This is a genomic window from Streptomyces sp. NPDC051051 (genome assembly GCF_040682975.1).
GTDB lineage: Bacteria > Actinomycetota > Actinomycetes > Streptomycetales > Streptomycetaceae > Streptomyces.
This window is the reverse complement of record NZ_JBFBCB010000036.1, coordinates 61,634-85,590: the sequence shown is the minus strand read 5'-3', so window position 1 is coordinate 85,590 and position 23,957 is coordinate 61,634. Positions and strand designations below refer to the sequence as shown.

Below are 23,957 nucleotides of genomic sequence, written 5' to 3'. Positions count from 1 at the left end.
GACCGGGACGCGGTGCTCACGGCGACCGTCGGGCCGGACGGTCTGCGGGTGGAGGTACGCGATTTCGCGGCCGGCCGTCCGCGGCCGCGCAGGCGTTCACCCTACGAGCCCCGGTTCAACTCGAACCAGACCACCTTCCCGGTGCTCAGCCGGGTCGCCCCCCACCGCCGGGCCAGCCGGTTCACCAGGTACAGCCCGCGGCCGCCCTCGTCGGTGGCACGGGCCTGCCGCAGCCGGGGCAGCTGCGGCACGTCGTCGCCGACCTCGCAGCGCAGCACGTCGGTGCGCAGCAGCCGCAGCGACACCGGCCGGGTGGCGTACCGCACCGCGTTGGTCACCACCTCGCTCACCAGCAGCTCGACGGAGTCCGTCATCTCCTCCATGCCCCAGCGGGCCAGCGCCCGCCGGGCGAGGCGCCGGGCCCGCCCCGGAGCCGCGTCCTCCGGCTCCAGGAACCAGTACGCGACGTCACTGGGCGCGATCCCGTCGAAGCGGGCGGCGAGCAGCGCGATGTCGTCGTCCCGGTCGCCGGGACCGAGCATGTCGAGGACCTCGTCGCACAGGGCCTCCAACGGCGGCGGATGGTCGGGGCCGGTCAGCTGCGCGGTCGCGGCGAGCTTCTCGCGCAGCTGCTCTATGCCGGTCGCCACGTCCCGCAGCCGGGACTCCACCAGACCGTCGGTGTACAGCAGCAGGGTGGCACCGGCGGGCGCGTCCAGCTCGACGGCCTCGAAATCGACGCCGCCCACCCCGATCGGGGCGCCCGGCGGCACCCGCAGCACCTCGGCCCGGCCGCCCAGGTGCAGCAGGATGGGCGGGGGATGGCCGGCGTTGGCGATGGTGATGCGGTGCGACACCGGGTCGTAGACGGCGTAGAGGCAGGTCGCCATGCGGTCGGTGCCGAGACGCTGGGCCTGCTCGTCCAGGTGGTGCAGGACCTCCTGCGGGGGCAGGTCCAGCCCGGCCAGCGTCTGGGCCGTCGTGCGGAGCTGGCCCATGATGGCGGCGCTGGTCATGGAGTGCCCCATGACGTCACCGACCACCAGCGCGACGCGGCTGCCCGGCAGCGGGATCGCGTCGTACCAGTCGCCGCCCACCCGCGCGGTCTCCGCCGCGGGCAGGTAACGGGAGGCCAGCCGCACGCCCGTGGGCCGCGGCAAAGTCTCCGGCAGCATCGTGCGCTGGAGCTCGTCGGCGATGTACGCCTCACGGTCGTACAGCACCGCCTTGTCGATGCCCAGGGCGCTGTGCGTGGCGAGCTGCGCGGCCACCAGCAGGTCGTCCGTGTCGAACGGGATGCGTTCGGGACGGCGGATGAAGACCGCGGCGCCGATCACCCGGCGCCGGCCGCGCAGCGGCGCGAGGATCGCCCGCTGGCCGCCCGGAACGTCCAACCGGTTCTCCGGGCCGAGGAGTTCGGGCAGCGCGGCGGTCGCCGCCGGGGTGTCCGCGAACACCGGACGCACCCCCCGCAGCACCTCGGCGAGGGCCCCGCCCGGACGCACCTCGCACAGTTCCGCGATCGCCGCCGACAGTTCGGACAGCTCCGGCGCCTCGGGGGGCGGCAGACCGAGCTGCGCGAACCCGGGCTCGGGCTCGCGCTCCTCGGGGATCCGGTCGGTGCGCCGCAGCCGCAGCACCACCCGGTCGGCGACCGGCCGCTCGTCGCCGACCGGCAGCGGATCGCGCAGATAGACCAGGATCGCGTCGGAGAAGGTCGGCACGGTGGCCCGGCACAGCCCCATCACGATCTCGTCCAGGTCCAGACCGCGGGCGATCCGCCGGGTCGCCGCGCCTACGAAGCGCAGCCGGTCGCCGTCCCGCCGCATCGGTGTGGGCTGCCGGCCGGTCGCGGGCGCCTGTCCGGTACGCCGGTCCCGGCCGTCCGGGCGCGTCTCGGCGCCCGGCTGGAGCGGTATGGCCTCGGGCGCGGGGCGCGGCCGGTGCGCGTCCGGCTCGGCGGCCGCCGCGGGCTGTGAGTGCTCGGCGTCGGAAACGGCCTGATCCTTCCCCTGGGGGCGGGGCGCCGGGCCGCCCGGCGCCGTGGTGCCCGGGGTGCCGTCGGTACGGGCCCGGTCGGCGGGCGGTAAGGCGGCGGCGCCGGGCGAGGCCTCCTGGGTACGCGGGAGCGCCCCGCGGTCGTCCGTGGGGTCCACGCCCTGAGGGCGTTCGTAGGAGGTGGGCTGCTCCGTCACGCGTGTCGAATCCGTCCGTCCGGGGCTGCGCGCCGCGCGTGCAGTCGGTCCCGCAGAGAATCCGATACCCGGAACACGTGTCCCCGGAACGGATTTCCCGCGTGGTCAGAGGCTGTTCCTGTACCACCGGCGGGCCCACCGCGGCCCCTGCCGGTACTGCCCTCGTACCCCTCGCTCACGTCCTGCCGCCCCTCGGTGACGTTCGGTCAGACCTGGCGCCCGCTCCGGGAGTTACGGTGGGAGCACCCTTGCGGAGGACGATCCTACGTTTGCCGCCCGGGGGCACATCAAGGGTCTCATGTGGACAGGCGCGCAGGCGTTCGATGCCAGTCCTGCGGCAGCGACGGTACCGTCCAGGACGGATCCGGGCGCCAGTCCTCCCAGCCGTCGGCGAACGGTGCGCCCCAGGCACGGATCACCTCCACCGCCGACCGGCCGGCCTCCCGGACCCGCTCGGCCACCGACACGTCCATCAGCCCGTCCTGCTGAGCCTGCGCGAACTCGTCCTCGTCGCGCCAGCCCCAGGAGCGGTCGGGATAGACGCACAGGTCCAGGAAGTGGTCCTCGGAGTCCACCCCGCCGTCCCAGCGGACCAGCGGCTCCTCGAAGTTCACGTACCAGTTCTTGAACCGCCAGCCCGGCTCCCAGAACAGCCACACCGACCAGGGTTCGCCGGGCCGGGCCAGCTTCAGCACGCCGGTGCCGAACCAGCGGCCCGGCACCACCGTCCGCGGCTTGGTGTAGCGCGTGCGCAGCGGCTCCTGGTGCGGGGGAGTGCCGTCGGCGAGCACGGGTCTGACGCACTGGGTGCCGGGGGCCAGCCACACGGCGAGCAGCTCCTCGTCGTCCCGGACGACGGTGACGGGGCGGGCGATGTGGACACCCGCGCCGCCGTTCTCCCGGTACCGCCACAGGATCTGGTCCCCGGGCCGCCAGAAGCCCGCCGCCCCACCCGTTCCCACGCGCCTCACCGCTCCACCGTCTGCCATGCACAGATATTAGGTGCCATGGGCATACGACGCTGCGGTACGCGTCACGGTTCTCCCGCCGGCCGCGAAAGGTTACGGGCGTGTCATCCGCAGGACATCGAGTGCCTCGTCGAGCTGCTGGAGCGTGAGGTCACCGCGCTCCACGTACCCGCCGTCGAGCACCGTCTCGCGGATCGTCCGGCGCTGCGCCAGCGCCTTCTTGGCGACCTTCGCGGCCTCCTCGTACCCGATGTACTTGTTCAGCGGGGTGACGACGGACGGCGACGACTCGGCGTACTCGCGGGCGCGTTCGCGGTGGGCGACGATCCCGTCCACGGTGCGGTCGGCGAGCAGCCGCGACACGTTGGCGAGCAGCCGGACCGACTCCAGCACGTTCTTGGCGATGACCGGCAGCATCACGTTCAGCTCGAAGTTGCCGGCCGCGCCCGCCGTCGCCACGGTGGCGTCGTTCCCGACGACCTGCGCGGCGACCATCAGCACCGCCTCCGGGATCACCGGGTTGACCTTGCCCGGCATGATCGAGGACCCCGGCTGCAGGTCGGGCAGCGAGATCTCCGCCAGCCCGGTCCGCGGCCCGGACGCCATCCACCGCAGATCGTTGGCGATCTTCGTCAGTCCCACGGCGATCGTCCGGAGCTGCCCGCTGGTCTCCACGATGCCGTCGCGCGCGCCCTGCGCCTCGAAGTGGTCGCGCGCCTCCGTCAGCGGCAGCCCGGTGACCCGGGCGACCTCCTCGATGACGGCCGCGGAGAAACCGGGCGGCGTGTTGATGCCCGTCCCCACCGCCGTGCCGCCCAGCGGCAGTTCGGCGAGCCGGGGGAGGGAGGCCGTCAGCCGCTCGACGCCGTACCGCACCTGCGCGGCGTACCCGCCGAACTCCTGCCCCAGGGTCACGGGCGTGGCGTCCATGAGGTGGGTGCGCCCCGACTTCACCACGTCGGAGAACTCCGCCGCCTTGCGCTCCAGGGAGCCGGCCAGATGCTCCAGGGCGGGGATCAGGTCGTGGGTGACGGCGGCGGTGGCGGCGATGTGGATCGACGACGGGAAGACGTCGTTGGACGACTGCGAGGCGTTCACGTGGTCGTTCGGGTGCACGTCCCGGCCGAGCCGTTCGGTCGCCAGGGTGGCGACCACCTCGTTGGTGTTCATGTTCGACGACGTCCCGGAACCCGTCTGGAACACGTCCACCGGGAAGTGCGCGTCCCACGTCCCCTCGGCCACCTCGGCGGCCGCCTCCTGGATCGCCCGGGCGATCTCCTTGTCGAGCACGCCCAACTCGGCGTTCACCTTCGCGGCGGCACCCTTGATCCGGGCCAGCGCCTCGATGTGGGCGCGCTCGATGCGCTGCCCCGAGACGGGGAAGTTCTCGACGGCCCGCTGGGTCTGGGCCCGCCACTTGGCGTCCGCCGGGACGCGGACTTCGCCCATGGAGTCGTGCTCGATGCGGTATTCGGTCATACGGGGTACAGCGAACGGGGTGGCGGGGTTGTTCCTGGCGGTGGGACATGCCGGCCCGTCCGGCGTTCGAGGACGAGGCCCCTCCAGGGCCGGCAGCGGGGATCCGGGGGCGGCGATCCCCGGGGACGGGTCGGGAAGGGGCGGCGGGGGCGAGAACACCCCGCCACCCCCGTGGCCCTACGCCAGTCCCGGCCCCCGCACCGGAATGCTCGTGAACGTCGGCGCCGGAGCCGGATCCTGGAAGAAGTCGTTGCCCTTGTCGTCCACCACGATGAACGCCGGGAAGTCCTCGACCTCGATCTTCCAGACCGCCTCCATGCCGAGTTCCTCGTACTCGACGACCTCGACCTTCTTGATGCAGTCCTGGGCGAGCCGGGCGGCCGGGCCGCCGATGGAGCCGAGGTAGAAGCCGCCGTGGGCGCCGCACGCGTCGGTGACCTGCTTGCTGCGGTTGCCCTTGGCGAGCATGATCCTGGAGCCGCCGGCGGCCTGGAACTGCTCGACGTAGGAGTCCATGCGGCCGGCCGTCGTCGGGCCGAAGGAACCGGACGCGTAGCCCTCGGGCGTCTTGGCCGGACCGGCGTAGTACACCGGGTGGTCCTTCAGGTACTGCGGCATCTCCTCGCCGGCGTCGAGGCGTTCCTTGATCTTGGCGTGCGCGATGTCGCGGGCCACGACGAGCGGCCCGGACAGGGACAGCCGGGTCTTCACGGGGTACTTCGTCAGCTCGGCGAGGATGTCGTCCATCGGCTGGTTGAGGTCGATGCGCACGACGTCGCCGTCGGACTCGAGGTGCTCGTCGGTCGTGTCCGGCAGGAACCGCGCCGGGTCGGTCTCGAGCTGCTCCAGGAAGACGCCCTCGGCGGTGATCTTCGCGACGGCCTGCCGGTCGGCGGAGCACGACACGGCGATCGCGACGGGGCACGAGGCCCCGTGCCGCGGGAGCCGCACGACCCGCACGTCGTGGCAGAAGTACTTGCCGCCGAACTGCGCGCCGATCCCGATCTTCTGCGTCAGCTCGAAGACCTTCTCCTCCAGCTCCTTGTCCCGGAAGCCGTGCCCGAGCGGCGAGCCCTCGGCGGGGATCTCGTCCAGGTAGTGCGCGGAGGCGTACTTGGCGGTCTTGAGCGCGTACTCGGCGGAGGTGCCGCCGACGACGATCGCCAGGTGGTACGGCGGGCAGGCGGCCGTACCGAGGGAGCGGATCTTCTCCTCCAGGAACTTCATCATGGAGGCCTCGTTCAGGACGGCCTTCGTCTCCTGGTAGAGGAAGGACTTGTTGGCGCTGCCGCCGCCCTTCGCCATGAAGAGGAACTTGTAGGCGCCGCCGTCGGTGGCGTACAGCTCGATCTGGGCCGGCAGGTTGGAGCCGGTGTTCTTCTCCTCCCACATGGTGAGGGGAGCCATCTGCGAGTAGCGCAGGTTGAGGTTGAGGTAGGCGTCGTGGATGCCGCGGCTGAGGGCCTCCTCGTCGCCGCCGGCGGTCAGCACGTTCTGCCCGCGCTTGCCCATGACGATGGCGGTGCCGGTGTCCTGGCACATGGGGAGCACGCCGGCGGCCGCGATGTTCGCGTTCTTCAGCAGGTCCAGGGCGACGAACTTGTCGTTCGCCGAGGCCTCCGGGTCGTCGATGATCCGGCGCAGCTGCGCGAGGTGGGCCGGGCGCAGGTAGTGCTGGATGTCGTGGACGGCCTCCTCGGCGAGCTTGCGCAGCGCCTCCGGCTCCACCTTGAGGAACGTCCGCCCGTCGGCCTCGAAGGTGGAGACACCCTCGGAGGTCACCAGCCGGTAGGGGGTGGTGTCCTCTCCCATGGGGAGCAGATCGGTGTACGCGAACTCAGGCATGTCGCCCATTCCTCACTCGACAGACAGCGCGGCCGGCCTCCGTTGGCGGCGCCCACCAGCGTAGGACCTGCCGATCGCGGCGGGCCTGTGAGGTAAGGCTCAGTTCGACGCCGACCGGCCGCCGGGGAGGGCTATCGCGATCTATCGTGTTTGGGTACGCTGCCGTCGTGGACCTTGAGAAGCAGCACCGACCGCGCGCCGCGGTGAGCGAGTTGCGCGCCTCGGACGCCGACCGCGACCGCATCGCCGACATCCTGCGCGAGGCTCTCGCCGAGGGGCGTCTCACCGCCGACGAGCACGCCGAGCGCGTCGAGGGCGTGCTGGCCGCGAAGACGGTCGGCGAACTGGACGCGTTCATCCGGGACCTGCCCGCCGCGCACGGACGGCCGGCCCCGCCCCCCGTCCCGGCCCCCAACCGCCCGACGACCGGAGCCGTCCCGGTCGACCCGGACGACAGCCTGGTCGCGATCTTCAGCTCCGCCGTCCGCAGGGGCCGCTGGCGCGCGGGCCGCCGTATCCACGCGTACGCGGTCTTCGGCAGTATCGACATCGACCTGAGCGAGGCGGTCTTCGAGTACCAGCAGGTCGTCATCAAGGCGTTCTCGGTCTTCGGCAGCGTCGACATCCGCGTCCCGGAGAACGTGTCGCTGCGCGGCACCGGCGGCGGCGTCCTGGGCACCTTCGAGGTGCACACCCTCGACTCGCCCGACCCCGGCGCCCCCGTCGTCTACGTCGACGGCTGGTCCGTCCTCGGCAGCGTCGAGGCCCGGCCCCGGCGCGGCAGGGTCGTCGCGGACATCCTCGGCCGGGTCCACCGCAAGGTCGACGGGAGTGTGCGCAAGCACCTGGACCGTTGACGGCCGCGACGGCGGCGGCCGTCAACTCAGTGCATAGGCGCACGCACAGCGGGTAGGCCTTGCTGCATCGTCTCTCGCTCGCGAAGCCGTCGTCAGGAGTAGACCGTGCTGCAATCGCCGCATTCGTCCCAGGTCGCTGCCGTGCCGGCCCAGCTGCTGCCGGCGCGAGACAGGGACCAGGACGCGCCATGGCACACCGAAGCGGTGTGCCGGCGCGACGAGGCAGGCCTGTTCTTCGCCCCCTCCAAGGAGCCCACCGCGGCCCGCCTGTCCCGCGAGGAGGCGGCCAAGCGGGTCTGCGCACGCTGCCCCGTCATGGTGGAGTGCCGGGAACACGCCCTGCTCCAACCCGAGCCCTACGGCGTCTGGGGCGGCCTGACCGCGGCGGAACGCCGAGTGGTCCTGGCCCGCCGCCGTCGCCGGGACGTGGAACTGAAGAAGGCGGCCAGACCGGCGGACCGCATAGCGGCCGCCGGTTAGGGCGTGTCTGACCATTCCCGCCGGGCGCGCGACGCCTGGCACGGCACCTCGCCGCGTTGTCGGATCACCCGAGTACATCCAGTACACGGGTGATCCTCCGCCTTGCGATGCACCGCACCAGACGCCGCGCGCTGATCCGACGCGAATGGTCAGACATGCCCTGGCACGACGCCCGCCGGAAAAGGGCGCCCCCACCGCACCGGGGGCGCCCTTTTCGGCGGGGCGGCCGCCGCGCCCCGAGGGGCGCGGGGCCGGATCGGCGCGCGGCTCCGCCGCATGGGCGCGACCGGCCGCGGCGGGCTCGCACGCGCCCACTGCCCGCGGCCCCGTCCGGCGGGCGGCGGAGCTACTTCGCCCGGTCGAAGTCGATCGCGCTGTAGGCCCGCAGCTTGCTCAGCCGGTGCTCGGAGTCGATCCTGCGCACCGTCCCCGACTTCGACCGCATCACGATCGAATCGGTGACGGCCGTCTCGGACCGGTACCGCACGCCCCGCAGCAACTCGCCGTCCGTGATGCCGGTGGCGACGAAGAACACGTTCTCCCCGGTCACCAGGTCCTCGGTGGTCAGCACGCGGTCGAGGTCGTGCCCGGCGTCGACCGCCCGCTGCCGCTCCTCCTCGTCCTTCGGCCACAGCTTGCCCTGGATGGTTCCGCCCAGGCACTTCACGGCGCAGGCCGAGATGATGCCCTCCGGGGTGCCGCCGATGCCGAGGAGCAGGTCGACGCCGGTGCCCTCGCGCAGCGCGAGGATGGAACCGGCGACGTCGCCGTCGGAGATCAGCTTGATGCGGGCGCCGGTCCGGCGGATCTCGTCGATGATCCCCTCGTGCCGCGGCCGGTCCAGGATGACGACGGTGACGTCCTCCGGGGTGGCCCGCTTGGCCTTGGCGACCCGGCGGATGTTCACCGACACGGGGGCGTCGATGTCGACGAAGTCGGCGGCTTCGGGGCCGGTGACCAGCTTGTCCATGTAGAACACGGCGGACGGGTCGAACATGGCGCCGCGCTCGGTGGCCGCGAGGACGGCGATCGCGTTCGGCATGCCCTTGGCCGTCAGCGTGGTGCCGTCGATGGGGTCGACGGCGATGTCGACCTCGGGTCCGGTGCCGTCACCGACGCGCTCGCCGTTGAAGAGCATCGGGGCTTCGTCCTTCTCGCCCTCGCCGATGACGACGACGCCGTTCATCGAGACGGTGGAGACGAGGGTCCGCATCGCGCGCACCGCGGCGCCGTCGGCGCCGTTCTTGTCGCCGCGTCCCACCCAGCGGCCTGCGGCCATGGCGGCGGCTTCGGTCACCCGGACCAGTTCCAGGGCGAGGTTGCGGTCCGGGGCCTCGGAGGGGACATCGAGTTCGGACGGCAGATGATGATGCTCGGTCATCGGAGCGCACCTTTCTGATACGACGACGGCCGGATGAGGGTTCGGCTCGACTCTATCGTCAGTACGACAAAATGAGCAGGGGACCCCACGGATGAGCGCACCCGGCACCTGCGACGATAGGGGGCGTGGCAGGTTCGAAAAGCAAGACGCAGACGGTCCGGGACATGGTGCTCTCGCTGGGCCTGATCATGGTCGCCGGTCTGGTGATGTACTTCTTCATCCCGCACGACGACAGCGCCGCTCCCGACGTGAAGCGGGTCGACTACCGCGTGGAGCTGCTGACGGCGCGCCGCGCGGCCTCGTACCCGGTGGCCGCGCCCGAGGGGCTGTCCTCGGACTGGAAGGCGACCTCGGTGCGCTTCGACGGCGCCGAGTTCGACTCCTGGCACCTCGGCTTCCACGCTCCCGACGGGGAGTACGTGGCGGTGGAGCAGTCCACCCGGGAGCGCGCGCCGTTCATCGACGACGCGAGCCAGGGCGCCCGCGAGACGAAGGTGACCGAGGAGATAGGCGGCCGCACCTGGACCCGCTACACCGGCGGCCGCTACGACGCCCTGGTGCTGGAGGGCACCGACGGCGCCACCACGGTCGTCGCGGGTACGGCGCCGTTCGCCCGGCTGGCCCAGATGGCGGGCGCGCTGAAGCTGGCGTGAGGCCCTGATCGCACCCCGAGCACGACGAAGGCACCCGGCGGATCGGCCGGGTGCCTTCGTCGTGCTCGGGGGCGTCGCGTCCGGGGCGGGGCGCCCCGTGCCTCAGACGGTGGTGAAGACCTGCTCGTACGACAGGCGCGGGGAGCGCGGGTAGGAGGCACCCTCGCCCGGCTTGCCGATGTTCACGACGATCAGCGGGGTGTGGTCGTCGTCCAGGAACTCCTTGCGGATGCCCTCGGCGTCGAAGCCGGTCATCGGGCCGGCGGCGAGACCGGCGGCGCGGATGCCGACGATGAAGTAGGCGGCCTGGAGGGCGGAGTTCAGCGTGGCGGAGCCCTCGCGGGCCGGGCGCTCGGCGAAGAAGACGTCCTTGGCCTGCGGGAACGCCGGGAACAGGGTCGGCAGCTCCTCGTGGAACTCGTTGTCCGCGGAGAGGATCGCGACCAGCGGCGCGGTGGCGGTCTTGGCCCGGTTGCCCTCGGCCATGTGCTGCACGAGGCGCTCGCGGGCCTCGGCGGAACGGACCAGGGTGACGCGCAGCGGGGTCTGGTTGAAGGCGGTGGGGCCGAACTTGACCAGGTCGTAGATCGCCTGGACCTGCTCCTCCGTCACCGGCTCGTCGGTGAAGGTGTTGGCGGTGTGGGCCTCGCGGAAGAGCAGGTCCTGGGCGGCGGGGTCAAGAACGAGAGACATGGGGGATCTTCCTCGGGGTGGGCGTCGGTGGCCCGGTGCCGGGCCGGTTGACGGGCTCGACAGTACGCCAAGGAAATTCAACTTTCAACAAAACCTTGGTCGTCAGTGACCCGCCTCACACCCGGTGTCACCGACCGGCTCCGTCCGCCCCGGCCCGCGCCGCCGCCTACTCCTCCCGCGCGGCCCCCTCTCCTTCCTCCTCCTCGGTGAGCGCCGCGTCCAGCCGGGCCCGCGCGCCCTCCAGCCAACGCCGGCACACCTTGGCCAGCTCCTCCCCGCGCTCCCACAGGGCGAGGGACTTCTCCAGCGTCGTCCCCCCCGCCTCCAGGCGGCGCACCACCTCGATCAGCTCGTCGCGCGCCTGCTCGTACCCCAGCGCCTCGTCCGTCCTGCCCGTCATGCACCCATTCCCTGATCGTCGACTCGAACCGTGAACTCACCTGCGGCGACCCGCGCCCGGAGCACCTCGTCCGCCGCCACCTCGCCCGGATCCCGGACCACGTGCCCGTCGGCCCTCTGCAGCACCGCGTACCCCCGCTTCAGTGTCGCCGCGGGGGAGAGCCCCACCACACGCGCGTGCGTGTGCGCCAGCTCGGAGTCGGCGCGGTCGAGGAGGTGCCCGAGCGTCCGCCGCGAGCGGTCGACCAGCGAGGAGACGTGCTCCGCGCGCTCGTCGATCATCCGGTGCGGATCCTGCAGCGCCGGCCGGCCGAGCGCGTGGTCCAGCCCGCGCTCCTCGCGTTCCACGAACGCCTCCACGCACCTCCTCGCCCGGCCGCGCAGCATCCGCACCCGCTCCAGCTCCTCGCCGACGTCCGGCACCACCTTCTTCGCCGCGTCGGTGGGCGTGGAGGCCCGCAGGTCGGCCACGTGGTCCAGCAGCGGGTTGTCGGGCTCGTGCCCGATTGCCGACACCACCGGCGTGCGGCAGGCCGCCACCGCCCGCACCAGCCGCTCGTCGGAGAACGGCAGCAGATCCTCCACGCTGCCGCCCCCGCGCGCGACGACGATCACGTCCACGCCCTCCAGGTCGTCCAGCTCCTGCACGGCCCGGACGACCTGTGCCACGGCGTGCACGCCCTGCACCGCGACATTGCGCACCTCGAAGCGGACGGCGGGCCAGCGGCGCCGGGCGTTCTCCAGCACGTCCCGCTCCGCGGCCGAGGCCCGCCCGCACACCAGCCCGATGAGCTGCGGCAGGAAGGGCAGCGGCTTCTTCCGCTCGGCGGCGAACAGCCCCTCGGCCGCCAGCGACCTCTTCAGCTGCTCCAGCCGGGCCAGCAGCTCCCCGACACCCACGGGCCGTATCTCGAGGGCCCGCAGCGACAGCTGCCCGCGCGGGGCGTACCACTCCGGCTTGGCGTGCACGACGACGCGGGCGCCCTCGCCGACGACGTCCGCGACCGCGTCGAAGACCTGCCGGAAGCAGGTCACGCTCACGGAGACGTCGCGCGACGGGTCGCGCAGCGTCAGGAACACGACACCCGCGCCGGGGCGCCGCGACAACTGGGTGATCTGCCCCTCGACCCACACCGCGCCGAGCCGCTCGATCCACCCGCCGATGAGCCGCGAGACCTCGCCGACGGGCATCGGGGCCTCGGCGGACGTATTGACAGCCATGCCGCGAGGGTAGTGGCCGGCGCCGACAACACCCCGCACGCGGCGGCCCCGTCGGCCCGGGACCCGTGCGCGATCTCCGTGCCGTCGTACCCGGCCTTACGATGGGACGCATGACCGCTTCGTCTGGCCGCCGTGTCCTGCTCGCCGCCCCCCGGGGCTACTGCGCGGGAGTGGACCGCGCCGTGATCGCCGTCGAGAAAGCCCTGGAGCAGTACGGCGCTCCCGTCTACGTCCGGCACGAGATCGTCCACAACAAGTACGTCGTGCAGACCCTGGAGAAGAAGGGCGCCGTCTTCGTCGAACGGACGGAGGAGGTCCCGCCGGGCAACATCGTCATGTTCTCGGCACACGGCGTCGCCCCGGTCGTCCACCAGGAGGCCGAGCGCGGCCGGCTGGCCACCATCGACGCGACCTGCCCGCTCGTCACGAAGGTCCACAAGGAAGCCGTCCGGTTCGCCTCCGAGGACTACGACATCCTGCTGATCGGCCACGAGGGCCACGAGGAGGTCATCGGCACCTCCGGCGAGGCCCCCGACCACATCCAGCTCGTCGACGGGCCCGGGGACGTCGCCAAGGTCGAGGTCCGCGACCCCTCCAAGGTCGTCTGGCTGTCGCAGACGACCCTCTCCGTCGACGAGACGATGGAGACCGTCGACGCCCTCAAGGACAAGTTCCCGCAGCTCATCTCCCCGCCCAGCGACGACATCTGCTACGCCACGCAGAACCGTCAGCTCGCGGTGAAGCAGATGGGCGCCGAGGCGGAGCTGGTGATCGTCGTCGGCTCGCGCAACTCCTCGAACTCCAAGCGGCTCGTCGAGGTCGCCAAGCTCGCCGGTGCCCGCGAGGCCTACCTGGTGGACTTCGCGAGCGAGATCGACGAGGCGTGGCTGGAAGGGGTGACGACGGTCGGCGTCACCTCCGGCGCCTCCGTCCCCGAGGTCCTCGTCGACGAGGTCCTCGGCTGGCTGGCCGAGCGCGGCTACGGCGACGTGGAGCTGGTGAAGGCCGCCGACGAGCACATCACCTTCTCGCTGCCCAAGGAACTCCGCCGCGACCTGCGCGAGGAGGCCGCCGCGCTGGTGGCCGGGCGGGGCGGGAGCGGCCCGGTGGCGACCTCGGGCGAGTGACGGTCCGTCCGCCGTCGTACCGTGGGGCCATGCAGATCTTCGGCGTGGACATCGGTGGATCCGGGATCAAGGGCGCCCCTGTGGACCTGGACAGGGGCGACCTCGCCCAGGAGCGCTTCAAGGTGCTCACCCCGCAACCGGCGACGCCCGACGGCGTGGCCGACGGCGTGCGGCAGGTGATCGAGAACTTCGGCTGGACGGGCCCGGTCGGCCTGACCTTCCCCGGCGTGGTCACGGGCGGCTCCACGATCCGTACGGCGGCCAACGTCGACAAGAGCTGGATCGACACGGACGCACGCGCCCTGTTCGGCGAGCGGCTGGGCGGGCTGCCGGTGACGGTGGTCAACGACGCCGACGCGGCGGGCGTCGCCGAGGTCGCCTTCGGTGCCGGCCGCGACCGCCGGGGCACGGTCATCCTCCTCACCTTCGGCACCGGCATCGGCAGCGCCGTCTTCGTGGACGGGGTCCTCGTCCCCAACACCGAGCTGGGCCACCTCGAACTGCACGGCCACGACGCGGAGAAGCGCGCCTCCAGCAAGGCCCGGGAGGACGAGGAACTGACCTGGGAGCACTGGGCGCACCGCGTCCAGAAGTACCTCGCGCACGTCGAGATGCTCTTCTCGCCCGAGCTGTTCATCATCGGCGGCGGCGTCAGCCGCAAGTCCGAGAAGTTCCTGCACCACATCGACGGCATCAAGGCCGAGATCGTCCCGGCGCAGCTCCAGAACAACGCGGGGATCGTCGGCGCGGCGATGCGGGCGGCGAAGGAGAGCCGCTAGCGGTCCTGCCCGGCCCCGCACACCGGGGCCGGAGCCGCCGCCGGACCGGCCCCGGGCCGTGTCAACAACCCTCCGGGGCGATACACCTAGCGGCGGGCGGCGGCCCGTCGCCGGGCCACCAGGACCACCCGGCGCACCAGCACGGTCAGCGCGGCCAGGAGCGTGCCGCCGTACAGCCAGCCCACCTGGGTGGCCAGGGCTGTGGCCAGCGCCATCAGCCGGGCGCCCGGCCCGTCGCCGTCCTTCGCCAGCGGCAGGATGCCCACGGCGAAGGCGATCGGCACCACGACGGGCGCGGCGAGCAGTTCGGCCCGCCGCACCCACAGCCCGCACAGCCCGCACACCGGCAGGAACAGCACGCCGTACGCCGTCTGCGAGGCACCCAGCAGCAGGTCGAGCCAGCCGAGCGTCAGCATCAGCAGCACGCTGAACAGGCCGGTGCCGAGGCCGGTGAGCCGGGGATTCTGCAACTGCCGGGCCGGGGGCGGGAACGACGCGGGTGCGCGGGCCGGTTTCGGGAGCCGCGGCGCACCGCCGGGCCGGGGCGGCGCACCGGGACCCGAGCCGCGCGGCGCACCGGGACCTGACCCGCGCGGCGCACCGGAATCGGAGCCGCGCGTTGCGTTCCTCCGGCCGGCGCCCACCGGCCCCCGGCCGCGGCGGGCGTCGCCGGCCCCGCCGCGGCCGGTCTGTGGCGGCAGGGGCGGGCCGCCGCGTCGTGTTCCGTTCTGCGGGGGTCGCGTCCTGTGTTGCTCCACCGGTCCAACCTAGGTCGGTTTATGTGCCGAATCGGGCCCGGGACACGCCGGAGGGACGACCTTGGCCAAGCGTTCGACAGGTCCGCCGGGGCGGGCGCGGGCACGCCGTAAACTGGTGGATCGGCCAGCCCCCTGGCCCCCTGGCCCTCTCACTACGGGAAGTCGCAACGTGTCGCTCACGATCGGAATCGTCGGTCTGCCGAATGTCGGCAAGTCGACCCTGTTCAACGCCCTGACCAAGAACGACGTGCTGGCGGCCAACTACCCGTTCGCCACGATCGAGCCGAACGTGGGTGTCGTGGGCGTCCCCGACGCCCGGCTCACCAAGCTCGCGGAGATCTTCGGCTCGCAGCGGATCCTCCCGGCGACGGTCGACTTCGTCGACATCGCGGGCATCGTGCGCGGCGCGTCCGAGGGTGAGGGCCTGGGCAACAAGTTCCTGGCGAACATCCGCGAGTCCGACGCGATCTGCCAGGTCATCCGCGCCTTCAAGGACGAGAACGTCGTGCACGTCGACGGCAAGGTCTCGCCGAAGGACGACATCGAGACGATCAACACCGAGCTGATCCTCGCCGACCTCCAGACCGTAGAGAAGGTCCTTCCCCGGCTCCAGAAGGAGTCGCGCATCAAGAAGGACATCGGCCCGAAGGTGAAGGCCGTCGAGGAGGCCAAGGAGATCCTGGAGAAGGGCGACACGCTCTTCTCGCACGGGATCGTCCAGGGCACCGAGCGCAACGAACTGCTGCACGACCTGCACCTGCTCACCACCAAGCCCTTTCTCTACGTCTTCAACGTCGACGAGGACGAGCTGATGGACGAGGACTTCAAGGACGAGCAGCGCGCCCTGGTCGCCCCCGCCGAGGCGATCTTCCTCAACGCCAAGCTGGAGGCGGACCTCGCCGAACTCGACGAGGCGGACGCCATGGAGCTGCTGGAGTCGGTCGGCGCCGAGGAACCGGGCCTGACCACCCTCGCCCGCGTCGGCTTCGACACCCTCGGCCTCCAGACCTACCTCACGGCCGGTCCCAAGGAATCCCGCGCCTGGACGATCAAGAAGGGCGCCACCGCCCCCGAGGCCGCCGGCGTCATCCACACCGACTTCCAGAAGGGCTTCATCAAGGCGGAGGTCATCTCCTTCGCCGACCTGGTGGAGACCGGCTCGGTGGCCGAGGCCCGCGCCAAGGGCAAGGCCCGCATGGAGGGCAAGGACTACGTGATGCAGGACGGGGACGTGGTGGAGTTCCGCTTCAATGTCTAGCGGGTGACTTAGCACCACGTCGTTGATCTGGCAAACATGCAGGTCAGAGAGGGTCCGACCTTCCGAGGTCGGGCCCTTAGTTTTTTCCCGTGCTGGATAGGTGCTGGATAATCTGATCCCTCGTCACCTGTCATCACCCCTCATCACCTGCACCGTGCTGGATCGGTGCCGGGAGTGGGAGGCGCCCGTGCTGAACTGCGAACCGGTACTGGGTGAGGGTGAGGGTGGGGGCGGGAAGATTCGGTCTTTCCCTCTTCGTGGGCGGCAGTGCGGCTCAGTACGAGCGGGGAGGGTACGGACTCCAGCCGTGGAGGAAGGGCTCAAGCTCGGCGGCGCCGGGTTTGGGTGGCGTGGGGAGCTTTGGCGCTGAGGCGGTCTCGGTGAGTCGTTGGAGGTGCGTGGACGCGAACGCGAGCCATTCCTCGATCTCGGCCTTCTCCTCGCCGGGCGGGAGCGCTGCGGCGTGACTGCGCACGGAGGTCATGTACACGGCGAGGCGCATGGCTCGGTGCCAGGTTTCGGCCTGCTCGTCGAGGTGTTTGACGCGGTGGGCGTGGGCGTGGGCGTAGGCGGTGCGGGCTTCTTGCATGGCGGCTTCCCAGCGGCGCCGTCTGTCTTCGGCGGCCAGCTGGTCTGCGCGGCGTCGGCGTTCGGCGGCTTCTCCGCGGAGCGTGATCTCCTGCGCGATCTCGGCGAGTTGGTCTTCGAGGGGCCGACCAGCGGTGTCGGCCCATTCCGTGGCGCGGTGTGGGTTTCCGCCGCGGAGGATGAAACGCAGGCGGTCGGATGGGGCGTAGTCGAAGCGGGGGATGCGCATCCAAGAGTGCTTCTTGGCGTCGGCGAGTTCCTTGTCGGTGGGGATGTGTTCGCTGCGGTCCGGTTCTTGGAGGACGAGGAAGCCGACCTTTTCGCCTTGGGCGGTGATGGTGAAGTGGGGCTCGGCTTTGCGGCGCCGGTGGGGCGGCACGGCACCTCGGGTGGGCCCGAGCGCCACGACGTGGCCCTGTAGTCGAGTGGCGGTGATGAGGGCCTGGATGATGCGCAGGGCTCGCCCTTGAACGGCTTTCGTCAATCCCAGGAGCTGGGGCTGCTTTTGGAGTGCGGCCACTATGGCGTGGGGGCGGGTGAGTCGGGTGGGCACGGGGAGTGGAGCGAGTTCCGCGAGGCGCCAGGCGGGGATGTCGATGAGTTTGATTTCGTAGCCCCGGTGGGTGCGGTTTCCGTGGAGCTCTTGGGTGGCGGGGATCTTGCCGGACTTGCGGGTGATGTTGACTCGGTGCGCCCAACTCACGGCGTGAGGGCCGGGGTCGATGGGCTTTATGAGGTAACCGTTGTTGGCGGCCAGTTCTTCGAGGAGCTGGTCGGCGTAGATCGCGTGGGTCTTCGGCGTGGTTCTCGGACGCGGCTTTCTTGCGCCCGCACCGGGGCCTTCGGGTGTGCGGCTGCTGGTTTCTGCGGAGGAGCTGTTCTCGCCGCCGCTATATTGCCGCCCTTTGTCGGTGAGTTCGGCGGTCCAGTATCCCCGGCGTTTGGTGATCTTGACGAGCCCTCGGTTTTGTAGGGCTTGCGCGCTGACCTTGTAGGTGGTGTCGCTCCAGGTTCCGTCGGGGCATCCGTTGGTGATCCAGTCGAGCACGGCTTGCTGGCGTTCATTGAGATCTCGCTGCACGTTGTCCTTTCCCAAGGTGCAGTGATTGCTGCCGTGGAATAGATGCCCTGCCGCAGTTGGGTAAACCCGGGATGTGGTGGGGCGGGGGCGTTCTCCGGGTTGGGCTTTGCCTCGCGATATGGGCAGGGAACCACACGGGCTACTGACGTCGGAAAACGACCTCGAGCTGATGTCGCAGCCGCTCGGAGGACGGAGGAGCACGTGTTCAGCGCCGGCGCTCGGCGAAGCGGGTGAGGGCTTCGCGTACTTGTGCGATCGACTCGTCGCTCTGTGGGTCGCCCGGTCCGTCGACGAGTCGCAGTTGGGCGTCTGGCCATTCCCGTGTGAGTTCCCAGGCGGTGGTGGGCGGGTTGCCGAGGTCGTGTTGGCCGTGGACGAGGACGCCGGGGATGCCGGCGAGTTTGGCGGCGTTGCGGATGAGGACGCCTTCGCCCAGCCAGGCTCCGCTGGTGTGGTAACGGGCGGAGGTGCGTGCCAGCTGGGTCTGGTCGTCGAGGGGGCGCTCGCTGAGCGGGGTCCGGGACAGGTGGGTGCCGGCGGCGGACCGTACGGTGTCCTCCCAGCGGCTCCAGGCGCGGACCGCGCGCTCGCGTACGGCGGGGTCCTCGTCCTGGGTGAGACGTTCGTAGGCGCGGACGACATCGTCGTACGGCGCGGCGTCGGCCGCCGCCAGGAACTGCTGCCACTCGCGCGGGAAGAAGCGGTTCAGGCCGCGGTAGGCCCAGTCGCTCTCGGCGCGGCGGCCGGTGGTGACGCGGGAGAGGACGATCTCGCAGACGCGCTGCGGGTGGGACTCGGCGTAGGCGAGGGCAAGGGTGGAGCCCCAGCCCTCTCCGTACAGCAGCCACTGCTCGATGCCGAGGTGCTCCCGGAGGCGTTCGATGTCGTCGACGAGCGTCCAGGTCTTGTTGTGCCGCATGGCCGTCTCGGGGTCGGCGGCGCTCGGGATCGAGCGGCCGCTGCCGCGCTGGTCGAACAGGACGATCCGGTAGCGCTCGGGGTCGAACAGGCGGTGCTGGTCGGGCCGGCTGCCGGCGCCGGGGCCGTCGTGGACGACGAGGGCGGGCTTGCCGTCGGGGTTGCCGGAGGTCTCCCAGTGGACGAGGTTGCCGTCGCCGACGTCGAGCATGCCGCTCGCGTACGACTCGATCGGGGGGAACAGGTTCGTCATGTCGGGTGTCCTCTCGGTGCTCGTCCGGCCGGGGGGACGGGCCGGTGACACCTCGTAGAACATCACGGATAACCATTCTATTTCCCGTGATATTTGCTCTTGTCATTCCGGACTGCGGGTGCGGCGTGCGTAGGCGCGGGCGGCGCGGGCCCGGTCCCCGCACCGGGTGGAGCACCAGTGGCGCCGGCCGTGGGTGCGCACGAGGAACCGGTCGCAGGGGGCGGAGCCGCAGGCGGCGAGGAGGTCGGCGTCCGGCCCCGTGAGCAGGTCGGCGGCGTCGGCGGCGATAGTCGCGAGCGCGTGGTTCACAGCCTGGTCGGTGGGGTGCGCCTGGACCCGGCGCAGCCCCTGCGCCCCGTCCCAGGCGAGCAGGGGTGCGGTGGGTACGGCCGTGAGTGCCTCGTTGACGGCCCGCAGGGACTCCTCGGGTGGGGCGGTGCCGTCGACGCGCGCGGCAAGCAGGGCCCGCACGTGACCGCGCAGCGTGCGCATCCGCTCCGCGCACACCTCGTACAGCTGCACATCCGGCGCGGTCAGGTCATGCGTCGCGAGCCAGTTCATGGCGGATTCGGGGGCGGCGAGCAGGTCGTAGCTCTGGCCGGCGGGCAGGGTCGCGGCGGTGTCGGCGAAGTCCAGGGAGCGGTACCGGTCGGCACCCGGAGCCGGGGGTAGGGCGGCTTGTGCGGCGTCGGCAATCACGGTCTCATTCATGCCCTCATGGTATCGCTTGCATTTTTCCGTGACGCCTGCCTAGTCTGGCGTCACGGAAAAAGCAGCATTAATACGTGAGAAATGAGGGGCATGTCCCAGCACAGCACTGAGCAGGTCCAGGTCCGCACGTTCGGCGGTCCCACCGCCCTCTTTGAGTACGGCGGCCTGCGCTTTTTGACCGACCCCACCTTCGACGGTCCCGGCGACTACCCCTCGCCCGGCCCGACCCTGACCAAGACCGCCCCCTCCATCGCCCCCCCTTCCGACCTCGGCCCCCTCGACGTGGTCCTGCTCTCGCACGACGAGCACGCCGACAACCTCGACAGCTCCGGCCGCGCCCTGCTCGCCGACGTCCCGCTCACCCTCACCACTCCCGGCGGCGGACAGCGCCTCGGGCAGAAGGCCAAGGGTCTGGCCGACTGGGAGTCGGTCGAGCTGGACCGCCCTGACGGCGGCACGATCACCGTCACCGGCGTCCCCGCCATCCATGGCCCCGGCCCGCGCGAGGAGGTCGAGCCGTTCGCCGGCCAGGTCGTCGGCTTCGTCCTGACCGGCCAGGGCCTGCCGACCCTCTACGTCAGCGGCGACAACGCCTCCCTCGACGCGGTCAAGGAGATCGCCGAGCACTTCGCCCCGGTGGACACCGCCATCCTGTTCGCCGGTGCCCCCCGCTTCCCCATGCTCTTCGAGGGTGGCCTGATCGTTCTGGACAGCGCCCAGGCCGCTGAGGCCACCCGGATCCTCGGCGCCCGCCGTGTCGTCCCCGCCCACCACGACAGCTGGGCCCACTTCACCGAGGGTCGCGACGAGCTGGAAGCCGCCTTCACCGCTGCCGGCCTGGACGACCGCCTGGACCGGGACTGGATCCAGCGCGGCTGAGCCAACCGGTCCGCGCGGCAACCACGGTCTGCGGGCAGCCGCCGTCACGCAAGCGCAAGCTCCTGCCCAACCCCTGCCGGTTGCGGGCCCGGGCGTATGCCGGGCCCGCAACCGGACCGCGAAACACACCCCCTCACAGCCGGCTCGCCCGGCACCGCACCAGAGAGGCAGTCATGTCCACCGAGAACAACACCGACCTCGTACGCCGCTTCTATCAGGCTCTTGAGCAGGCGGACTACGCCACGATCACCGGCATGTTCCACCCGGACTTCGTCTTCTACGGCCAGCTCGACACTCCCCGCCCAGGTGCCGCGGGGTTCATCGAGGCGGAGAAGAAGCACCTCGACGCCTTCCCCGGCATCCGGCTGACCGTCGTCCACTCCGTGGCCGAGGCGGACCGGGTCGGCGCCTTCGTCGTGGTCGAAGGAGCCCAGGCCGGCGACTACTACGGCGTGCCCCCGCAGGGGGCACACGTGCGCTTCTCGATGTTCAACCTGTTCACCATCAAGGACGGGAAGATCATCGAAAAGCGAGCGCACTACAACCTCCTCGACACCATCGAGCAGCTCAAGGCCGGATCCGGCGCGTAACCACGGACGGAGCGGGCCAGACGCCATGCGAACTTCGCTTCGTCGGCCCCTCCGGCGACCCGTTCCGCCTCCGCTCAGGCCGGAGCCACCCAGCCGCCTCCAGCCCGCCCGACCGCAGCGGGCCGGGTGACCCGCCACCCGGCCCGTCATCTCCAGCACCACACTGACCGGCACCGGCTACACCGCCGCCGAAGGGCTCGGCACCTCCATCGAGCTCGCCCGCCTCGCCGATCGGCGCGGCTTCGCCGGCTACTGGGTGGCCGAACACCACTCCATGCCCGGCGTGTCCACCTCCCACCCCGCGCTGCTGCTGGCCCGAGTCAGCGCCCACACCGACCGCATCCGGCTGGGCTCCGGCGGCAGATGCTCCCCAACCACCCACCGCTCGTCGTCGCCGAACAGTTCGGCATGCTCCAGGCCCTCGCCCTCGCCCCCGGCCGTATCGGCCTCGGCCTCGCCCCTGGCACCGACCGCGCCACCGTCGTCGCCCTGCGCCGCGGCCACGCCATGCTCCGCATGTTCACCGGCCGCTCCTTCCGCATCCCCACCGCGAAGGGAGCCGACTCCCTGTACGCCTCCGTCACCAGCGCCGACCTCGAGGCCGTCGGCGCCCCCACTCCACCGAACTCATCGCCGACGCGTACGAATTGCCTGCTCCCGCACTGGACAAAGGTGTTTCAGGCAACCGTCCGTGACACGGGGCACAGACGTCTTCTCCCGATGTTCCCCGAGGCCGTACATCGGCCGAGCGATCAAGGGGACCGGCATCGACGGCCGATCGGCCCATGACCGGCAATTGGCGCAGGTGCTCGGTTGCGCAGGGCCCGGCCGTGGTAGGCGGCGTCCGCTCCCCGCCGGGCCGCCACAGCCGGCCCATGACCGGCAGCACACCCGGGCCAGGAGTGGCAGGTTCAGAACGGCAGGTTCACCAGCAGGCCCAGCGAAGCGGGTGCCGTAGCCGACGGGCCGCGGTCCCTTCGCGGCGCCGTCGTGCTGCCACAAGGCGCCGAACACCTTCTTGCCCGCCCGCTTGAACAGCGTGTCATCCACCGCCGCGAGCAGCGGCGCGCCCTCGGCCAGGAACATGCGGGCGATCACGTGGGACAGCGCGATGCCGGCCAGTTCTGCGTCCCAGGCGGCCCGCGAGAAGAAGGAGGGGGCCCGGTCGTGCGGCCAGGGGCGGGCCAGATCGGCCCCGGCGAGCATCCCCGTCACCGTGCACCGTCCTGTCTACGCGATCAGGCCCGTGACCAGGGCGGTGAAGGTGGAGAACGCCGGGGCGGGAAGCAGCGACGGACCTCCTCTTCGGGAGCTATGACACCGTCGATGCTTCTCTCATCTCCTGGCCGCCCAGGGCCGACTTGGCCAACACCGCCCCGCCTGCGGACCTCATCACACCCCTGCCGAGTGATCTGGTTTCTACACGTTTCAAGGCTCCCGGCGAGTGCCCGGATACGGGCTCAGACGGGGGTGTTCTCGCTCGGCACGAAGGGGGCTCCGTGGCCGGGCACGATCAGTACCGGGGAGAGATCGAGGATCTTGCGGCGCGAGGCGCGCAGGCCCTCGGGGTCGTGGGAGGTGGGGTCCTCGGCGGGGCCGTGGGGGTGCCACCAGACATGGGTGAGGGCGACGGTTCCTTCGTCGGTCTCGGCCACGGTGGTGATGTCCTGAGCGGTATGTCCCGGGGTTTCGATCAGTCGGATCGAGGGGGAGATCTGGAAGCCGTCGGCGGGCCGGTCGGTCCACAGGTCGTTGTCGTAGGTGGCCCAGATGTCGTGGGCGCGCGCGTTGGGGAAGAGGGCGGCGTTGAGGGTGTGGTCGGGGTGGTGGTGGCTGAAGACCACGTCGGTCACTTGCTCCGGCGTCATGCCTTCGGCGGCCAGCGGGTCCAGGATCAGCTTGCGGTCGGCGACCATGCCGGGGTCGACGACGACGATTTTGTCGCCGTCGCGCAGCAGGGCGACGGTGGAGGCGATGTGCCACGGCTGCTCACGGCCGTCGATGCCGGCGTTTCGCTCGTCGAACAGGTCGTAGCCGGAGGTCAGCAGGGTGAATGTGGCGGTCATGGCGTGATCGGTCCTTATTGTCAGGGGGATACGGCTGCGGGGTAGGGGTATACCTACCCCGCCGTTGCCTGCCTGAGGGTGGCCGACGCCTCGTCGGGGCCCTGGCGTGGGCAGGTCGGTTCGGGGTGCGGCGGAGCCTGTGCGGCTCAGTCGGTCGCGGGCTGGGGGCGGCGGGCGCGGGCGGCGCGGGCGCGGTCGCCGCAGCGGACCGAGCACCAGTGGCGGCGGCCCGCGCGCAGCAGGTAGCGGTTGCAGGGGGTGGAGCCGCAGGCGGTGAGGCGCTCGGCGTCGGGTCCGGTGAGCAGGTCGGCGGCGCTGGCGGCCAGGATGCCGAGGGCCTGGTCGACGATCTGGTTGACCGGGTGCGGCGGAGTGCGGTGCAAACCCTGGTCGGGGGCCCAGCTCAGCGGGGAGGCCGTGGGTACTCGGGTGAGCGCGTCGTTGACCGCTGTGAGCGCTGCGGCCGGTGCGGGCTCTCCGCTCACGTGGGAGGCGAGCAGGTCCCTGACGTGATCGCGCAGGGAGCGCATCCGCGCCGCGCACACCTCCTGCAGCCCGGCGCCCACGGGGGCGAGACCGTGATCGACCAGCCACTGGTTGGCGCCGGCGGGTGTGCCGAGGAGGTCGACGAACTGGTTGCCGGGCAGCGTGATGGCGCTGTTGGCGAAGGCCAGCGCGGCATGCTGCTCGGCCCCCGGTGCGGGCGGCAGGACGGGGCTGGCGGCCTCGGCGGGCACCGTTACGGCGGGCGCGGTCTCCTTCATGTCCATCACGGTAC

General features: G+C 71.4%; 23 protein-coding genes and 2 pseudogenes. 10 read left to right on the top strand and 15 right to left on the bottom strand.

What is annotated here, in order from left to right:
* Positions 1–90, top strand: a pseudogene (locus tag AB0N31_RS25365) (ATP-binding protein); the annotation flags it as partial.
* A gap of 11 nt (positions 91–101) precedes the next feature.
* On the opposite strand, the gene AB0N31_RS25360 reads toward AB0N31_RS25365, so the two are convergent.
* The 4 genes from AB0N31_RS25360 to AB0N31_RS25345 form a co-directional block, all read right to left on the bottom strand.
* Positions 102–2,195 (bottom strand): SpoIIE family protein phosphatase, encoded by a 2,094-nt coding sequence (locus AB0N31_RS25360; protein WP_366060716.1) that lies wholly within the window; start codon positions 2,193–2,195, stop codon positions 102–104.
* 296 nt (positions 2,196–2,491) lie between these two features.
* Complete coding sequence (locus AB0N31_RS25355; RefSeq protein ID WP_366060715.1) at positions 2,492–3,184, bottom strand: DUF402 domain-containing protein; 693 nt, start codon at positions 3,182–3,184, stop codon at positions 2,492–2,494.
* Between the two features lie 72 nt (positions 3,185–3,256).
* On the bottom strand, positions 3,257–4,642 hold the full coding sequence (locus AB0N31_RS25350; protein ID WP_366060714.1) for a class II fumarate hydratase: 1,386 nt from the start codon (positions 4,640–4,642) through the stop codon (positions 3,257–3,259).
* 177 nt (positions 4,643–4,819) lie between these two features.
* Complete coding sequence (locus AB0N31_RS25345) at positions 4,820–6,487, bottom strand: fumarate hydratase (protein ID WP_366060713.1); 1,668 nt, start codon at positions 6,485–6,487, stop codon at positions 4,820–4,822.
* A 167-nt stretch (positions 6,488–6,654) separates the two neighbouring features.
* Between AB0N31_RS25345 and AB0N31_RS25340 the strand changes: the two genes are divergently transcribed.
* Positions 6,655–7,344 carry a DUF1707 domain-containing protein gene (locus tag AB0N31_RS25340; protein ID WP_366060712.1) on the top strand — a complete coding sequence of 230 codons (690 nt, stop codon included), beginning with the start codon at positions 6,655–6,657 and terminating at the stop codon, positions 7,342–7,344.
* A 105-nt stretch (positions 7,345–7,449) separates the two neighbouring features.
* Positions 7,450–7,824 (top strand): WhiB family transcriptional regulator, encoded by a 375-nt coding sequence (locus AB0N31_RS25335; protein ID WP_366060711.1) that lies wholly within the window; start codon positions 7,450–7,452, stop codon positions 7,822–7,824.
* A 346-nt stretch (positions 7,825–8,170) separates the two neighbouring features.
* Here the strand turns inward: AB0N31_RS25335 and glpX are convergent, their stop codons facing one another.
* Positions 8,171–9,205 (bottom strand): class II fructose-bisphosphatase, encoded by a 1,035-nt coding sequence (glpX, locus tag AB0N31_RS25330; protein WP_366060710.1) that lies wholly within the window; start codon positions 9,203–9,205, stop codon positions 8,171–8,173.
* Positions 9,206–9,330: 125 nt separating this feature from the next.
* Between glpX and AB0N31_RS25325 the strand changes: the two genes are divergently transcribed.
* Positions 9,331–9,858 carry a DUF4245 domain-containing protein gene (locus AB0N31_RS25325; RefSeq protein WP_366060709.1) on the top strand — a complete coding sequence of 176 codons (528 nt, stop codon included), beginning with the start codon at positions 9,331–9,333 and terminating at the stop codon, positions 9,856–9,858.
* Between the two features lie 102 nt (positions 9,859–9,960).
* On the opposite strand, the gene AB0N31_RS25320 is transcribed toward AB0N31_RS25325, so the two are convergent.
* The 3 genes from AB0N31_RS25320 to xseA form a co-directional block, all read right to left on the bottom strand.
* Positions 9,961–10,551, bottom strand: a complete 591-nt coding sequence (locus AB0N31_RS25320; RefSeq protein WP_366060708.1) for a malonic semialdehyde reductase — start codon at positions 10,549–10,551, stop codon at positions 9,961–9,963.
* Positions 10,552–10,717: 166 nt separating this feature from the next.
* A complete protein-coding gene (locus AB0N31_RS25315; protein ID WP_366060707.1) occupies positions 10,718–10,951 on the bottom strand; it encodes an exodeoxyribonuclease VII small subunit in 234 nt (77 codons plus the stop codon).
* Positions 10,948–12,171 carry an exodeoxyribonuclease VII large subunit gene (gene xseA / locus AB0N31_RS25310; protein WP_366060706.1) on the bottom strand — a complete coding sequence of 408 codons (1,224 nt, stop codon included), beginning with the start codon at positions 12,169–12,171 and terminating at the stop codon, positions 10,948–10,950. Before xseA ends, AB0N31_RS25315 begins: the two co-directional genes overlap by 4 nt.
* 110 nt (positions 12,172–12,281) lie before the next feature.
* Between xseA and AB0N31_RS25305 the strand changes: the two genes are divergently transcribed.
* Both AB0N31_RS25305 and ppgK read left to right on the top strand, forming a co-directional pair.
* On the top strand, positions 12,282–13,298 hold the full coding sequence (locus AB0N31_RS25305) for a 4-hydroxy-3-methylbut-2-enyl diphosphate reductase (RefSeq protein WP_366060705.1): 1,017 nt from the start codon (positions 12,282–12,284) through the stop codon (positions 13,296–13,298).
* A gap of 29 nt (positions 13,299–13,327) precedes the next feature.
* Positions 13,328–14,077, top strand: coding sequence for a polyphosphate--glucose phosphotransferase (gene ppgK, locus AB0N31_RS25300; RefSeq protein ID WP_366060704.1), 750 nt, complete (start codon positions 13,328–13,330; stop codon positions 14,075–14,077).
* A gap of 86 nt (positions 14,078–14,163) precedes the next feature.
* On the opposite strand, the gene AB0N31_RS25295 is transcribed toward ppgK, so the two are convergent.
* Positions 14,164–14,547: a DUF6542 domain-containing protein gene (locus AB0N31_RS25295; RefSeq protein WP_366060703.1), complete on the bottom strand. Its 384-nt coding sequence runs from the start codon at positions 14,545–14,547 to the stop codon at positions 14,164–14,166.
* A gap of 457 nt (positions 14,548–15,004) precedes the next feature.
* Here AB0N31_RS25295 and ychF point away from each other — a divergent pair, with 457 nt between their 5' ends.
* Positions 15,005–16,093, top strand: coding sequence for a redox-regulated ATPase YchF (gene ychF, locus AB0N31_RS25290; RefSeq protein WP_366060701.1), 1,089 nt, complete (start codon positions 15,005–15,007; stop codon positions 16,091–16,093).
* A 274-nt stretch (positions 16,094–16,367) separates the two neighbouring features.
* On the opposite strand, the gene AB0N31_RS25285 is transcribed toward ychF, so the two are convergent.
* The 3 genes from AB0N31_RS25285 to AB0N31_RS25275 all read right to left on the bottom strand — a co-directional run bounded on the left by AB0N31_RS25285 (position 16,368) and on the right by AB0N31_RS25275 (position 19,644).
* Positions 16,368–17,777 (bottom strand): hypothetical protein, encoded by a 1,410-nt coding sequence (locus AB0N31_RS25285; protein WP_366060700.1) that lies wholly within the window; start codon positions 17,775–17,777, stop codon positions 16,368–16,370.
* A 190-nt stretch (positions 17,778–17,967) separates the two neighbouring features.
* On the bottom strand, positions 17,968–18,933 hold the full coding sequence (pip, locus tag AB0N31_RS25280) for a prolyl aminopeptidase (protein WP_366060699.1): 966 nt from the start codon (positions 18,931–18,933) through the stop codon (positions 17,968–17,970).
* Positions 18,934–19,035: 102 nt separating this feature from the next.
* Positions 19,036–19,644: an ABATE domain-containing protein gene (locus tag AB0N31_RS25275; protein ID WP_366060697.1), complete on the bottom strand. Its 609-nt coding sequence runs from the start codon at positions 19,642–19,644 to the stop codon at positions 19,036–19,038.
* An 81-nt stretch (positions 19,645–19,725) separates the two neighbouring features.
* Between AB0N31_RS25275 and AB0N31_RS25270 the strand changes: the two genes are divergently transcribed.
* From AB0N31_RS25270 to AB0N31_RS25260, 3 genes and pseudogenes are all read left to right on the top strand, one after another.
* Positions 19,726–20,523 (top strand): MBL fold metallo-hydrolase, encoded by a 798-nt coding sequence (locus AB0N31_RS25270; RefSeq protein WP_366060696.1) that lies wholly within the window; start codon positions 19,726–19,728, stop codon positions 20,521–20,523.
* Between the two features lie 173 nt (positions 20,524–20,696).
* A complete protein-coding gene (locus AB0N31_RS25265) occupies positions 20,697–21,113 on the top strand; it encodes an ester cyclase (protein ID WP_366060695.1) in 417 nt (138 codons plus the stop codon).
* A 148-nt stretch (positions 21,114–21,261) separates the two neighbouring features.
* Positions 21,262–21,611, top strand: a pseudogene (locus tag AB0N31_RS25260) (LLM class flavin-dependent oxidoreductase); the annotation flags it as partial.
* A 129-nt stretch (positions 21,612–21,740) separates the two neighbouring features.
* Here the strand turns inward: AB0N31_RS25260 and AB0N31_RS25255 are convergent.
* The 3 genes from AB0N31_RS25255 to AB0N31_RS25245 all read right to left on the bottom strand — a co-directional run bounded on the left by AB0N31_RS25255 (position 21,741) and on the right by AB0N31_RS25245 (position 23,943).
* A complete protein-coding gene (locus tag AB0N31_RS25255; protein ID WP_366060694.1) occupies positions 21,741–22,328 on the bottom strand; it encodes a transposase in 588 nt (195 codons plus the stop codon).
* Between the two features lie 245 nt (positions 22,329–22,573).
* Positions 22,574–23,179, bottom strand: coding sequence for an MBL fold metallo-hydrolase (locus AB0N31_RS25250; protein WP_366060693.1), 606 nt, complete (start codon positions 23,177–23,179; stop codon positions 22,574–22,576).
* Positions 23,180–23,325: 146 nt separating this feature from the next.
* Entirely contained in the window at positions 23,326–23,943 is a 618-nt protein-coding gene (locus AB0N31_RS25245; RefSeq protein WP_366060692.1) for a CGNR zinc finger domain-containing protein, read from the bottom strand.
* Between the last annotated feature and the right edge of the window lie 14 nt (positions 23,944–23,957).

What these genes read in the sequence shown, in the direction of transcription:
- AB0N31_RS25355 (WP_366060715.1), bottom strand. Translation starts at nt 3,184, where the DNA reads ATGGCAGACGGTGGAGCGGTGAGGCGCGTGGGAACGGGTGGGGCGGCG.
- AB0N31_RS25350 (WP_366060714.1), bottom strand. Translation starts at nt 4,642, where the DNA reads ATGACCGAATACCGCATCGAGCACGACTCCATGGGCGAAGTCCGCGTC.
- AB0N31_RS25345 (WP_366060713.1), bottom strand. Translation starts at nt 6,487, where the DNA reads ATGCCTGAGTTCGCGTACACCGATCTGCTCCCCATGGGAGAGGACACC.
- glpX (WP_366060710.1), bottom strand. Translation starts at nt 9,205, where the DNA reads ATGACCGAGCATCATCATCTGCCGTCCGAACTCGATGTCCCCTCCGAG.
- AB0N31_RS25320 (WP_366060708.1), bottom strand. Translation starts at nt 10,551, where the DNA reads ATGTCTCTCGTTCTTGACCCCGCCGCCCAGGACCTGCTCTTCCGCGAG.
- AB0N31_RS25315 (WP_366060707.1), bottom strand. Translation starts at nt 10,951, where the DNA reads ATGACGGGCAGGACGGACGAGGCGCTGGGGTACGAGCAGGCGCGCGAC.
- xseA (WP_366060706.1), bottom strand. Translation starts at nt 12,171, where the DNA reads ATGGCTGTCAATACGTCCGCCGAGGCCCCGATGCCCGTCGGCGAGGTC.
- AB0N31_RS25305 (WP_366060705.1), top strand. Translation starts at nt 12,282, where the DNA reads ATGACCGCTTCGTCTGGCCGCCGTGTCCTGCTCGCCGCCCCCCGGGGC.
- ppgK (WP_366060704.1), top strand. Translation starts at nt 13,328, where the DNA reads ATGCAGATCTTCGGCGTGGACATCGGTGGATCCGGGATCAAGGGCGCC.
- pip (WP_366060699.1), bottom strand. Translation starts at nt 18,933, where the DNA reads ATGACGAACCTGTTCCCCCCGATCGAGTCGTACGCGAGCGGCATGCTC.
- AB0N31_RS25275 (WP_366060697.1), bottom strand. Translation starts at nt 19,644, where the DNA reads ATGAATGAGACCGTGATTGCCGACGCCGCACAAGCCGCCCTACCCCCG.
- AB0N31_RS25270 (WP_366060696.1), top strand. Translation starts at nt 19,726, where the DNA reads ATGAGGGGCATGTCCCAGCACAGCACTGAGCAGGTCCAGGTCCGCACG.
- AB0N31_RS25265 (WP_366060695.1), top strand. Translation starts at nt 20,697, where the DNA reads ATGTCCACCGAGAACAACACCGACCTCGTACGCCGCTTCTATCAGGCT.
- AB0N31_RS25250 (WP_366060693.1), bottom strand. Translation starts at nt 23,179, where the DNA reads ATGACCGCCACATTCACCCTGCTGACCTCCGGCTACGACCTGTTCGAC.
- AB0N31_RS25245 (WP_366060692.1), bottom strand. Translation starts at nt 23,943, where the DNA reads ATGAAGGAGACCGCGCCCGCCGTAACGGTGCCCGCCGAGGCCGCCAGC.